This is a genomic window from Mucilaginibacter sp. PAMB04274 (assembly GCF_039634385.2).
Taxonomy (GTDB): domain Bacteria; phylum Bacteroidota; class Bacteroidia; order Sphingobacteriales; family Sphingobacteriaceae; genus Mucilaginibacter.
This window is the reverse complement of record NZ_CP155081.2, coordinates 897,299-911,105: the sequence shown is the minus strand read 5'-3', so window position 1 is coordinate 911,105 and position 13,807 is coordinate 897,299. Positions and strand designations below refer to the sequence as shown.

Below are 13,807 nucleotides of genomic sequence, written 5' to 3'. Positions count from 1 at the left end.
TTACAAAACATACAAATAAGCTCATCCATTCAAGATATCTCCCTGCCATTCGAGGTGATAGGTTTTATGGCCTTAAACACAAAGAGCCCGGCATTTGCCAGGCTCTTTGTGTTTTACCATCCGTTAACTCAGTATAAACAGACAACTATAAATGTATTTTACCAACCTGGTGCAAAGCCCATCTGGGAGGGTTGCCAGGATATTACAACAAATCAAATCCAATATCTTTCCTAAAATACTTACCGTCATAATAAATACGGCTTGCATCCAGTGTGGCTTGTTGCAGGGCGGTAAAAAGATCGTCCTGCAATGAAGTAATGGCCAGCACACGGCCGCCGGTAGTTATCACATCTTCGCCCTGCATGCCAGTGCCGGCATGAAAAGCGATGGATCCGCGCACATTATCCAATCCGCTTATTGCTTTATCTTTCAAATACTCGCCCGGATAGCCGCCTGCTACACAAACTACAGTAGCCGCTATTTTGGGTGATATGGTGAATTGTTTTTCAATCAGATTGCCTTCGGCCACGCCCATTAATAAATCTATCAGGTCAGACTCTATACGTGGCAACACGCTCTCGGTTTCAGGGTCGCCCATGCGGCAGTTATATTCAATTACCCATGGCTCACCCTCACAATTCATCAGCCCAATAAAAATAAACCCTTTGTAAGGAATGCCATCCTGCTTTAATCCTTCAACAGTGGGTATCACCACACGCTCTTCTACTTTCCGCATAAAAATTTCATCGGCAAACGGAACCGGCGATACTGAACCCATACCACCTGTATTTAAGCCGCTATCACCTTCGCCAATACGTTTATAATCTTTAGCCTCCGGTAAAATCTTATAGCTGTTACCATCAGTCAGTACAAAAACCGATAGTTCTATGCCTTGTAAAAACTGTTCTACTACTACTTTTGAACTGGCTTCACCAAACTTGGCTTCGGTAAGCATTTCTACCAATTCCTGCTGGGCTTCCTGCAGGGTAAGGCATATTAAAACGCCTTTGCCTGCCGCCAGGCCGTCGGCCTTTAAAACCACCGGCAAACCCTGGGTAGCCAGGTAGCTTAAACCATCCTGCAAGGTATCGCGAGTGAACGTGCGCGATGCCGCCGTTGGGATGTTGTGCCGCTGCATAAACTGCTTCGAAAAATCCTTACTGCCTTCAAGCTGAGCCGCTTCACGCTGCGGCCCAATAACCGGAACGTTTTTCAGTTGCTCATCATTTAAAAAGAAATCGTGTATACCTTTTACCAGCGGTTCTTCGGGTCCTACTATAACCAGGTTAATGCCGTTGCTAAGTACAAAGGCCTTAATACCTTCAAAATCGGTTACTTTAATATCAACGTTGGTACCATACTGGCCGGTGCCTGCATTACCGGGTGCAATAAAAAGCTGTTCGCATTTAGGGCTTTGGCTTAGTTTCCAGGCAAATGCACTTTCGCGGCCGCCCGAACCGATGAGTAGAATGTTCATGGCGGTAAAGATAATAGTTTGGGTTCAGAACCAAGTGCCAAGAGTCGAGAACCGGTTCGTATTTCTATAGCTCATTAAAAAACGTGGTTCCAAACGCTTGTTTCTTGAGTGTTGATTCTTGGCTCTATGCCTAAAAATCACTACCTTTACCTGCCATTATGCCACCCAAGGTGTGGCTGGCGTAATTGTTGGGATAGACGGAGTATTATATCGAAATTATGTTAGGATTTATTAGTAAGCTTTTTGGAAGTAAATCGGAAAGGGATGTAAAAAGCATACAGCCCCTGGTTGAAAAAATAAAAGGCGAATTTGCAAAGCTCGACAACCTCAGCAATGATGAGTTAAGGGCTAAAACAACAGATTTTAAAGCGAGAATTGCCGAAGGCCTTGCTGCCATTGATGAGCAAATACAAGCCATTAAAAGCGAAATTGAATCGGCTGATACCAACCTGGACGTGAACGCCAAAGTGGAGCTTTACAGCCGTGTTGACAAGCTTGAAAAAGACCGCAACAAAGAGCTGGAAGTTATCCTGTTAGATATATTACCTTCGGCTTTTGCCGTAGTAAAAGAAACGGCCCGCCGTTTTGCCAACAACCCTACTATTGAAGTTACCGCTACCGATTTCGACCGCCAGCTGGCTGCTAAAAAAGGCAACGTTGTAATTAAAGGCGATAAAGCCACCCACAGCAATACCTGGATAGCTGCAGGAAACGAAGTTACATGGAACATGGTGCACTATGATGTGCAGCTGATTGGCGGTATTGTACTCCATAGCGGTAAAATTGCCGAGATGGCAACCGGTGAGGGTAAAACCCTGGTAGCTACACTACCTGCATATTTAAATGCACTGGCCGGCCAAGGCGTACATATCGTAACCGTGAACGATTACCTGGCTCGTCGTGACTCGGAGTGGATGGGACCGCTGTACGAATTCCATGGTTTATCGGTTGATTGTATTGACAAGCATGAGCCTAATTCGGAATCACGCCGTAATGCTTACCTGGCCGATATCACCTTTGGTACCAACAATGAGTTTGGTTTTGATTACCTGCGTGACAATATGACACGCACTCCAGAAGAGCTGGTACAACGCAAACTTCACTTTGCTATGGTGGATGAGGTTGACTCTGTGTTAGTTGACGACGCTCGTACGCCTTTAATTATTTCGGGCCCTATACCACGCGGTGATGAGCATGAATTTTACATGCTTAAACCACGTATTGAGCGCTTGGTAAATGCACAGAAAACTTATATAAACACTGCTTTAAACGAAGCAAAAAAACAAATAAACGACGGCAAAACCGGTAGCGATGAAGGTGGCTTGGCCCTATTGCGTGCTCACCGTGGTTTGCCTAAGAGCAAAGCGCTGATCAAATTTTTAAGTGAAGGCGCTAACCGTACCGTTTTGCAAAAAACAGAGAATTATTACATGCAAGACCAAGGCAAGGAAATGCCTAAGGTTGATACGGAATTGTTCTTTGTAATTGATGAAAAAAACAACTCGGTTGAACTTACTGAAAAAGGTATTGAGCTGATCACTGCATCCGGCGAAGATCCTAAATTCTTTGTAATGCCTGATGTTGGTACCGAGATTGCAAAAATTGAGAAGTCTGATCTTTCGCCCGAGGAAAAATTGGCGCAGAAAGATGAGCTGATGCGTGATTTCTCTATTAAATCTGAGCGTATCCACTCTATCAACCAGTTACTAAAAGCCTATACCCTTTTCGAAAAGGATACTGAATACATTCTGGATGAAGGCAAGGTAAAGATTGTGGATGAGCAAACCGGTCGTGTACTGGATGGCCGCCGCTATTCTGACGGTTTGCACCAGGCTATTGAAGCTAAAGAGAATGTAAAGGTTGAGGACGCTACGCAAACCTTTGCAACCATTACCCTGCAAAATTACTTTAGGATGTACCACAAGCTTTGCGGTATGACCGGTACAGCTGTAACTGAAGCAGGTGAGCTATGGGAAATTTACAAGCTGGATGTGGTAGAAATTCCAACCAACGTAGTTGCCCAGCGCGATGACCGCCAGGATTTGGTATATCGCACCATGCGCGAAAAATACAACGCCGTGGCCGAGGAGATCGTAAAGCTTACCCAGGCAGGTCGCCCGGTGTTGGTAGGTACCACTTCGGTAGAAATATCAGAACTATTGAGCCGTATGCTTAAGCTGCGCGGTATCAAGCATAACGTACTGAATGCCAAAATGCACCAAAAGGAGGCCGATATTGTGGCCGAAGCGGGTCAGGCTGGTACTGTAACCATAGCTACCAACATGGCTGGCCGTGGTACGGATATTAAGCTAGGCAAAGGCGTAAAAGAAGCCGGCGGTTTAGCCATTGTAGGTACAGAGCGTCATGAGTCGCGCCGTGTTGACCGCCAGTTGCGCGGTCGTGCAGGTCGTCAGGGCGACCCGGGTTCTTCACAGTTCTTTGTATCGTTAGAGGATAACCTGATGCGTTTATTCGGCTCAGAGCGTATCTCTAACCTGATGGTACGCATGGGCATTGAAGAAGGCGAAGTTATTCAGCACTCTATGATTACCAAATCGATAGAGCGTGCGCAGAAAAAAGTGGAAGAAAACAACTTTGGTATCCGTAAGCGCTTGCTGGAGTATGATGACGTGATGAACTCACAGCGTACCGTAGTTTACGCTAAACGTAAAAACGCCTTATTTGGCGAGCGTTTGGATGTTGACATTAGCAACACCATTTTTGATGTGGTTGAGGATGTAGTTACCGAATACAAAGAGGCTAACAACTACGAAGGCTTCCGTATGGAAATGATCCGCTTGTTTTCGGTTGATCCGGAGATAAGCCAGGAAGAATTTACCGCGGCTAACCTGAATAACCTGGTTGAAGGCACCTTTAATGTAGTAACCGATTTTTATAAACGCAAAACTGAAGGCATTGCCGAGCAGGCATACCCGGTACTGAAAGACGTTTATGAAACCCGCGGTGAGTATGTAGAAAACATTGTAGTGCCATTTACCGATGGTGTACATGGCATACAGGTAGCTGTTCCGTTGAAAAAAGCGGTTGACAATCACGGTCTGGAGGTGTTCAAATCTTTTGAAAAGAACGTAACCTTGTACTTGATTGACGATGCATGGAAAGAACACCTGCGCGAGATGGACGAATTAAAGCAATCGGTACAAAATGCCGTTTATGAGCAAAAGGACCCATTGCTGGTTTACAAGTTCGAAGCTTTCCAATTGTTCCGTCAAATGCTGGCCAATGTAAACAAGGAGCTGGTTAGCTTCCTGTTTAGAGGCGGTATTCCGGTACAGCAGGCTCCCGAAGAAGTGCACGAGGCCCGCCCTATTCCGCGTACCGATATGCGTCAGATGCGGATGAGCAAGCCCGAACTGGTACACGAAACCAACGGCGTGCCCGATGAAGAGATACAGGAGAAACAAACACCTGTACGCGCTGAGCAAAAAATAGGTCGTAACGATCCTTGCCCGTGTGGTAGCGGCAAAAAGTTCAAAAACTGCCACGGCGCATAGGTTTCGTTAACACAAAAATAACTATGTAATGCTGTTTGCAGGATTTGAACACAAGCCTGTAAACAGCATTTTTTGTAAAAAATGGATAGAGGGAAATCATTTGTTAAACGTTATCTGAAGCTTAACCCTAGCGTATGCTTAATAACTTTTATTTGCCTTGCGTTATACCTGCCTGCCCAGGCTCAAACCCAGCAGCGCGGAAAGCTGGAGATAATAAAAGATCCGCGCATTGACTCTTTAATTGCGCACCGGTACAGTAAAAACAAAGGCACCGGCAAAGCTACCCGGAGCGGTATTTCGGCTTACGGCTACCGGGTACAGTTCTTTAGCGGGCCAAATCGCAAAGCCGCCTTTAACGCACAAAACAAATTTCAGCAGCTGCACCCCGAATTGCGCACGTATATTAATTATAAAGAGCCTAACTTTAAGGTAAAAGGCGGCGATTTCCGTTCCCGGCTGGAGGCATCTAAACTGGTGCAAGAGTTAAAGGGAATATTTAGCCCGCTTTATATTTTATCAGAAAAAATAAATTTGCCCAAATTAGATCCAAACACCACCCCGCAATGATGAAGGAACAAATACAGGAACTCTCGCAAAAGATATTTAAGGATGTAGTAGCCAACCGCAGGCACCTGCACGCCAATCCCGAGCTTTCATTCCATGAAGTGGCAACATCAGCTTATGTGGCATCAAAGCTTGATGAGCTGAACATTCCGTATGTACGCATGGCAGATAATGGCATTGTAGGGCTACTGAAAGGAAACAAGCCGTCGGACCAGGTAGTAGCCCTGCGTGCAGATATGGATGCCCTCCCTATTACAGAAGCTAATGACGTGCCTTACAAATCGCAAAACACCGGTGTAATGCATGCCTGTGGCCATGATGTGCATACTTCATCATTGTTGGGTACGGCCACTATATTAACCAGCCTAAAAGACCAGTTTGGCGGTACTGTAAAACTTATTTTCCAGCCAGCTGAAGAGAAGCTGCCTGGCGGAGCCAACCTGATGATACAGGAGGGCGTATTGGAAAACCCCAAACCGCAAGCCGTACTAGGGCAGCATGTAATGCCCCTTATTGATGCGGGCAAGGTAGGTTTCAGGGCGGGCAAATACATGGCCAGCACCGATGAGATTTACGTTACCGTAAAGGGTAAAGGCGGCCACGGTGCACAGCCACAGCAAAATATTGACCCGGTAATTATTACTGCCCATATACTTACCGCACTACAACAAGTAGTTAGCCGGTTTGCCGATCCTAAAAGCCCATCGGTGTTATCTTTTGGTAAAGTGATTGCCAACGGCGCTACCAACATTATCCCTAACGAGGTTTACCTGGAGGGCACTTTCCGTACCATGGATGAAAAGTGGCGCAGTGAAGCTCATATCCGCATGAAAAAAATGGCTGAAGGCATTGCTGAAAGCATGGGCGGCAGCTGCGAGTTCAACATCATGCGAGGTTACCCTTTCCTGATTAATGAAGAAAAGCTAACTGCATCGGTACGTGGCTATGCTGAAGATTATTTAGGTAAAGAAAATGTGCTGGACCTGGATATATGGATGGCTGCCGAAGACTTTGCCTACTACTCACAAGTAGCCGACGCCTGCTTTTACCGCCTGGGCACCCGTAATGAAAGCCGCGGCATCACATCAGCTGTACACACGCCGACTTTTGATGTGGAGGAAAGCGCACTAACAGTAAGTACCGGCCTGATGGCTTATATGGCATTAAAGCAGTTAGGAAATTAATAACGGTAAACAAATACCACTTAGTGGCGCCGTATAAAGTTGTTCTTAAACAACAAAGGCCTTTCGATAAATATCAAAAGGCCTTTGTTGTTTTTTTACTATATGATTTTACTCCGCTTTCGTTTTATCACTCTTAGCTAACACCTCGGCTAGCTTAGCATCTAAAGCATCGCCCCGTAAATTTTTGGCAATTACTTTTCCGTTAGGGTCAAGTAAAAAGTTTTGCGGTATAGCTTGTACACCCCAAGCTTTTGCTACTGCATTTTCCCAATATTTCAAATCAGATACGTGAGTCCACGTTAAACCATCTTTTTGAATAGCCGCCAGCCACTTGGCTTTAGCGTCTGGTCTGTCAAGAGATACGCCTAAAACAGTAAAATTACGGTCTTTGTATTTGTTAAACGTACGTACCACATTTGGATTTTCATGACGGCAAGGGCCACACCATGATGCCCACAGATCAACCAGTAAATACTTACCTCTAAAAGATGATAACTTCACCATCGTTCCGCTGGTATCGGCCATGGCAAAATCAGGAGCAGTGGCGCCAAGGGCTACCCTTTTCATCCCAGCCAATTGTTCACCGAACTTTTTACCGCTTTCGCTGGATTTTACTGATGGCGACAAAGCAGCGTATAACGGCGCTATTTCAGCATAATCGGCACCGTAAGCAATATTGCGCAACAGGTTCAAGCTCATTACAGATTTAGGATGGCTTTTTACAAAGTCCTTGGTAATAGCTTCTGACTTTTCATCAGCTGCTTTATCCATGGCTTCTATTTCCTTTTTAAATTCTGCCGATTCGCGCTGTTGAGGAGTTGCAGCTTTTGCTTTGGCATTCATAGCTGCATAAATATCATTCACTGGTTTGTTGGCATCTCTAAAAGCCTGATTATCCATGTTGGTGGGCGTACCGCTTACTGTTGCCATTTTCATGGTATCAACCTTGCTTTGCACAGTAATTGTTCCTTTCTCCAGGTAAATTAACTGATAGTCGCGGCTTTTATTTAAACCATTACCCGCCGGGTTGAGTAACAAATAAGCTTGTACCGGAGCTGCTGGAGCCGTACCGTTAAATTGAAACTCACCATTTTTAAGCGTCACCGAATCATCGATGGTTTTTCCATCCGCACGATACTCAAGGTAAGCTTTAGCCGGCGCACTTAAGTTTCCAACTTTCCCTTTTACGGTAAAAGTACCGGCAGGCGCCTGTGCCATTACCGCAACTGGTAGTGCAGCAAGGGCGGTTATTATTATTTTTTTCATGTTTGCTTAATTCTTTTTATGACCAATTGAAAGGTGTATAAATTCCAAATGCCCTATTACAAATCTAATATTGTGCTACCTCAATTACAACCATTTAACTGCTTTTATAATATTAACAATTACAAGCTTGTATATATCAGGCCCATTACAAATTCGGCATTATGCATTTCATCTATCAGTACCATGAGGTATTAAGCTGCTAATTTTCAGTTAGAGTAGCCAATTCATGCAAAAAATCATAAATTGCCACTTTACTTAAAATATATCAGGCCATGACTACTGAAACGCTTGACATCAAGATAACCAAATCTGCCCAATCGCGCCTGGCGCAAACCGACTTTAGTAAGTTAGTATTTGGACATACTTTTACCGATCACATGCTGGTGGCCGATTATGCCGACGGCGAATGGAAAAATTTCGAGATTGTGCCTTACGGCGAAATAGGTATGAGCCCGGCTATTTCATCATTGCACTACGGACAAGCCTTTTTTGAAGGGCTAAAAGCTTACAAACATGCCGACGGACAGGTCTCTGTCTTCCGTCCGGATAAGAACGCAGCCCGCTTTAACAAATCTGCTGAGCGCTTGTGCATGCCCGTAATGCCCGAAGAACTTTTTGTACAAAGCATTGCCGCACTGGTTGATGTAGAGCGCGATTGGATCCCTACCGCCGACAATCACTCGCTGTACATTCGTCCGGTTATGTTTGCTACCGATCCGTTTTTGGGTGTTGTTCCCTCAAAAACTTATAAATACGTAATTTTAACCTGCCCTGTTGGTCCTTACTTCAGCAAGCCACTGCGCGTAAAATTCGAAACTACTTTCACACGTTCGGCCGAAGGTGGCTTTGGCTACGCCAAGGCAGCCGGCAACTATGGCGGCGCAATGTTGCCTACCCGCCGGGCTATTGAAGAAGGATTTGACCAGTTGATCTGGACCGACGCCAAAGAACATTTGTATGCAGAAGAAATGGGTGCTGCCAACGTTATGTTTCTGTTGGATGGCAAATTGGTTACGCCATCAACCCGCGATACCATCTTGGATGGTGTAACCCGCGATACCGTAATTGCAATGGCTAAAGACTGGGGCATTACAGTTGAAGAGCGCCGCATATCTATTACCGAAATTTTGGAAGGTGCCCGTAGCGGCAAGTTAACGGATGCCTTTGGCGCCGGAACAGCTGCTACCATTGCCCCTGTTGGTGCCTTTAACTTTGAAGGCGAAGAATATACATTGAGCGATCCTGCTACCCGCGAATTCTCTAACCGTGTATTTAATACCCTGAACGACCTCCGCTACGGCCGTATAGCAGATACGCATGGCTGGAACTATATGGTATAAAACACCAATACGTGCATCAACAAAAAAGGCGTTTCTTTTGATAGAAACGCCTTTTTTGTTGTATTATAGCAAGTGGCTCAAGCCTTGTAGCCAATACACCTGGCAAAAAGCTAATAAATCATGTCAAATTATACGGTCTCTGCTTCGTTCAAAGGAACAACTAATACCGGAACCTTTGATTTACGAACAACCTCTTCAGCCACGCTGCCCATCAACAAGCGGTCGAATCCGCTACGGTGATGGGTGCCTATCACAATCAAGGTAGCGCCAAATTGAGCGCCGCAGTTCACAATACCATCGGCGCTCGAGCCGTAGTCGGTGTATTGGGTTACCTGCAAGTCAGTACCATATTTTTGTACAATACGTCCAAGTAAGCTATCGGCTGCCTGGTTTTGAGTATTCATCATTTCAACGGTGTTTATTTCGGCAGTACCTTCAAAAGGCAAACCAAAAGTGGTATCATTCATGGGCGAAACCACGGCAGGCACAGGCTCTATAATATTTACAATACCTACAGCGGCATCCAGTTTACGGGCAAGGTTAAAACCATACTCGGCAGCGTAGTCGGCATATTTGCTTTCATCTATACCTATCAATATTCGGGTAGTTTCCATCCTAAAAGGTTTTACGGTTTTATTACTTTATAACAGATGAAACAGGATATGTTTTTATTTAGAGAGGCAAGTGTACAGAATCGAGATTATGAACACAAAACTGCGCTTTTATCTCGATTCTATACACTTATTAATATAGCAGCCTAAATTTAATTGTATTTTCTATAGCTTTCAGTTCGCTGAGTATCTGCTCGTCGTAGCCGGAACTTACGTCGGTAATTACATAACCAATTTGTGCGTTAGTAACCAGAAACTCTCCTACAATATTAATATTATGGCGAGCAAAAACCTCGTTTATCTTGGCAAGTATACCCGGTACATTTTTGTGAATGTGTATTAACCGGTGTGCATTATTAATACGGGGTGGCTGCAAATCAGGAAAATTACAACTGGTATGGGTTTTACCCTCGTTCATGAAGGCTATAACCCTTTTAGGGATAAAATCAGCATTACGCGGATTATGCTTCGGATCATCAAAAATAATGATACCATTTTCGCAGGCAGCATCCATCACTTTTCTGCTGTTAACTTTGCCAAAGCAACCTATTACTTTTAACCGGCCTGCATTCTGTAATTGCTCGGGCGTGGGCTGGTGAGCTTCATCGCAAAGTAAAACACCGGCCTCCTGCAAATAGGATTCCTTTATTTCGTCATGATGGCGAATATTGTAACCTTCCTTTTGCATTTGTACCAGCGCCTCTTCTTCAACCTTACCTACCACCAAGCACTTTATACGATTTTTAGGGTAAGATATAGCCCGGGGCAAGCGATTAATGTATAAAAACTCATCGAGGCTGGGCGTTACGTGATCTGCCTTTTCCACTACCGATTTACGTTCGATGTTCTCCGTAAAAGCAAAAAACTTTTTAATAAGACCCGATTCCTTCAACTGAAAATCTGAATAGCCATCGCCAATGCCATGGATCTCGCCTTGTAAATTAAGTTCTTTAAGCAGCTTCACTTTACCGCCTTCTTGTGATAAAGGATTGCTGCGGTCGTAACCTATAATGTCGCCCTGCTCGTTAAACTCAAACGTGTTGGCGTATATATTTTCTTTTTTAATATAATACTCGCTTACAACAGGAGTAATAAATTCTTTAAAACCACCCGATACGATCAGTACCTCGTCCTGGTGATTTTTAAAAAACATACTGTTACGGGAAAAAGAAGGCGACACCTTTTTACGAAGATGTTTCACCAGTTGACTCAAATGCTCGCGGTTAGCGCTTAATAGTCTAATACGCCCTTCCAAACTATCAGCAAAGGAAAGCTTGCCTTCCATTGCCGCATTGGTTAAATCTTCAATCTGCTGGTAAATCTGTTCCCGCCCGGGATGATCTTTTAAACTGATACGCGCCAGTTCATCTAACGCTTCAACCTGTGTAAAGGTGCTATCAAAATCTATAATATAATATTGCCCCATGGTTGCGGCAAATATAGCAGATTGGTTGATTAGTTGAGTGGTTAAATGGCAAGTGGTTCCCTGGTTAAAGCTTGCAATATTGAATAGAATAAATAAAATATCGAACTAATCAGCCCCTTATCCATTCAACTACTTAGCCAGCTTTAGCGCCTCGCAAACCTCTTTGATGGTATTTGCCACAGATTTAAACTCCAGGCCAGTTGCTTTTTTAATCTTACTGTTATCGTAGTTTTGCTCAACAGTAGCAGAGCGGGCGGCAATCTTATCCAGTGAGGGGTCTTTACCTGTTAGCGTGGCTACAAATGCGGCGCTGCGCCAGGCTAGTTCCAGCATCCATGGCTTGGCCTCGGTGGCGGGTGGCTTTATCTGGAAACATTGGGCTATGGTTTGGGTGAGTTTTTTAAACGTCCAGTTCTCGGCATTTATAATGTAGCGCTCGGCTGTTATATCGCTGTTCATCAACATAATCATACAATGGGCTACGTCTTCCACATCCACTAAGCCGCAGCTGCCGCGGGTATAAAATTTCAGGCCGCGGCGTACTGTTTCAAATATTTTACCGCTGCCATCAACACCTGCAGCAGGCCCTATAATTACCGACGGGTTTACAATTACGGCATCCAACCCTTCAGCAATACCGCGCCAAACTTCCATCTCGCTTTCCAGTTTGGAGATGGCATATCCGTTGTTAGCCGGCGTTTCTTCGAGGTGATGTTTCTCACTGATCAACTCGCCGGGCTTGGCCTGCCCTATGGCGGCTATTGAGCTTACATGCAGCAGCCGTACATCATTATCCAGGCACAGGTTTACAACATTAGCGGTACCATTCACATTAGTGTTAATCATTTGAGCCTTATCGGCTTCCTTAAATGATACCCAGGCGGCACAATGGTAAACATGAGTAACGTCTTCAAAAGCATCCTCCAGGGTAGTGCTGTCTAATAAGTCGGCTTCCCGCCAGTCTATCAAATGACTAAAACGTCTCAGAAATTCGGGCGTAACAGAGGTACTGCGCTTAATACATCGGATGGGAATATTTTGCTCAACCAGCTGTCGGGCCAGTACGGAACCTACAAAACCTGTTGCGCCGGTAACCAGAATCATCTATGAGGGTTAGTTTTTATTAAAACAGCGCAATTTAATTTAAAAAATGGATATTTGAACTTTTTGCAAGCACGGATATGTCATTAGCGGATTTCTTTACCCCGGTTGAATTAAACAAAATTGCGCCGAGCGAGGGTTATAAGCCCAGCCAATTGGGTAATAAGATTGAAACCTATACCCAATACTTTCCGGACCTGGAACAAAGGCCCGATCTGGTAGTTTTTGGTGTTCAGGATGATCGCAATGCCGTGGGCAATCCGGGTTGTGCACTGGGGCCCGACTATATTCGTGAAAAACTGTACAACCTGCACGAGGGCGACTACAAATCAAAAATATACGACCTGGGCAATATACGCCGCGGCGCCAGCATAAACGACACCTACTTTGCCCTTAAAACTGTTTTAGCCGAACTGGTGAAACAGGATATAGTAGCCATAGTTTTAGGTGGTGGGCAGGATCTTACCTATGCCCAATACCTCGCTTATGAAGAGATGGAGCAAAAAGTGGATATGGTGGTTATCGATTCGCATTTTGACTTAGATGAACAAGCCGATATGGAGCAGGATGATTCCACTACATCACACTCCTACCTCAATAAGATATTTTTGCACGAGCCTAATTACTTGTTTAATTTCAGCAACCTGGGGTACCAAACTTATTTTGTGAGCCAGGATAGCCTGCGCGTAATGGACAACCTGTTTTTTGATGTGCACCGCCTGGGCGAATTGATGGGCAACGTTAGTGTTACTGAGCCTGTTATACGCAATGCCAACGCAATAAGCTTTGATATTGGCGCCGTACGTTCATCAGATGCGATGGGCAATGCCAACGCCACGCCTAACGGTTTTTATGGCGAAGAAGCCTGCCAGATGTGCCGGTACGCCGGCTTTAACGACAAGTTGAGCTCTATAGGGTTTTACGAATTTAACCCGGCTTATGACAGCAACGGACAAACTGCTATGCTGTTGGCCGAAATGGTATGGTATTTCATTGACGGCTTTTACAACCGTAAAATGGATTTTCCGCTGCAACCCAAATCGCAGTACCTGGTATATAAAACTACGCTTAGGCACGATGAACACGAGATTGTGTTTGTAAAAAGCAAAAAGACCGACCGCTGGTGGATGCAGGTGCCCTATCCTACCGGTGGCTCACTCAACGAGCGCTACCACCTGGTGCCCTGCCGCTATGAAGATTACACGACGGCCATTAACGGAGAAATGCCCGATTTATGGTGGCGGACCTACCAAAAGCTGGCTTAAACGCATCTTACTTATTAACGGATGATTACACTTATACCAAAAGCTATGCCCGTCCGTT

Annotated in this window: 10 protein-coding genes; 5 read left to right on the top strand and 5 right to left on the bottom strand. The window is 44.9% G+C overall.

Annotation, left to right across the window (positions count from 1 at the left end; all coding sequences use genetic code 11):
* Positions 1-202 precede the first annotated feature (202 nt).
* Positions 203-1,477, bottom strand: coding sequence for a phosphoribosylamine--glycine ligase (gene purD / locus ABDD95_RS03820; RefSeq protein ID WP_345950576.1), 1,275 nt, complete (start codon positions 1,475-1,477; stop codon positions 203-205).
* Positions 1,478-1,695: 218 nt separating this feature from the next.
* Here purD and secA point away from each other — a divergent pair, with 218 nt between their 5' ends.
* From secA to ABDD95_RS03805, 3 genes are all read left to right on the top strand, one after another.
* Entirely contained in the window at positions 1,696-4,992 is a 3,297-nt protein-coding gene (gene secA, locus ABDD95_RS03815; RefSeq protein ID WP_345950575.1) for a preprotein translocase subunit SecA, read from the top strand.
* An 81-nt stretch (positions 4,993-5,073) separates the two neighbouring features.
* Positions 5,074-5,559, top strand: coding sequence for an SPOR domain-containing protein (locus ABDD95_RS03810; protein ID WP_345950574.1), 486 nt, complete (start codon positions 5,074-5,076; stop codon positions 5,557-5,559).
* Positions 5,556-6,740, top strand: coding sequence for a M20 family metallopeptidase (locus tag ABDD95_RS03805; protein ID WP_345950573.1), 1,185 nt, complete (start codon positions 5,556-5,558; stop codon positions 6,738-6,740). Before ABDD95_RS03810 ends, ABDD95_RS03805 begins: the two co-directional genes overlap by 4 nt.
* Before the next feature lie 108 nt (positions 6,741-6,848).
* On the opposite strand, the gene ABDD95_RS03800 is transcribed toward ABDD95_RS03805, so the two are convergent.
* Positions 6,849-8,006, bottom strand: coding sequence for a TlpA disulfide reductase family protein (locus ABDD95_RS03800; protein WP_345950572.1), 1,158 nt, complete (start codon positions 8,004-8,006; stop codon positions 6,849-6,851).
* 272 nt (positions 8,007-8,278) lie between these two features.
* Between ABDD95_RS03800 and ABDD95_RS03795 the strand changes: the two genes are divergently transcribed.
* A complete protein-coding gene (locus ABDD95_RS03795) occupies positions 8,279-9,346 on the top strand; it encodes a branched-chain amino acid aminotransferase (protein ID WP_345950571.1) in 1,068 nt (355 codons plus the stop codon).
* A gap of 128 nt (positions 9,347-9,474) precedes the next feature.
* Here the strand turns inward: ABDD95_RS03795 and ABDD95_RS03790 are convergent, their stop codons facing one another.
* The 3 genes from ABDD95_RS03790 to ABDD95_RS03780 all read right to left on the bottom strand — a co-directional run bounded on the left by ABDD95_RS03790 (position 9,475) and on the right by ABDD95_RS03780 (position 12,487).
* A complete protein-coding gene (locus ABDD95_RS03790) occupies positions 9,475-9,960 on the bottom strand; it encodes a universal stress protein (RefSeq protein WP_345950570.1) in 486 nt (161 codons plus the stop codon).
* A gap of 130 nt (positions 9,961-10,090) precedes the next feature.
* On the bottom strand, positions 10,091-11,383 hold the full coding sequence (locus ABDD95_RS03785; protein ID WP_345950569.1) for an HAD-IB family phosphatase: 1,293 nt from the start codon (positions 11,381-11,383) through the stop codon (positions 10,091-10,093).
* Between the two features lie 129 nt (positions 11,384-11,512).
* Complete coding sequence (locus ABDD95_RS03780) at positions 11,513-12,487, bottom strand: NAD-dependent epimerase/dehydratase family protein (RefSeq protein ID WP_345950568.1); 975 nt, start codon at positions 12,485-12,487, stop codon at positions 11,513-11,515.
* Positions 12,488-12,564: 77 nt separating this feature from the next.
* Between ABDD95_RS03780 and ABDD95_RS03775 the strand changes: the two genes are divergently transcribed.
* Complete coding sequence (locus tag ABDD95_RS03775) at positions 12,565-13,749, top strand: formimidoylglutamase (RefSeq protein ID WP_345950567.1); 1,185 nt, start codon at positions 12,565-12,567, stop codon at positions 13,747-13,749.
* Positions 13,750-13,807 lie beyond the last annotated feature (58 nt).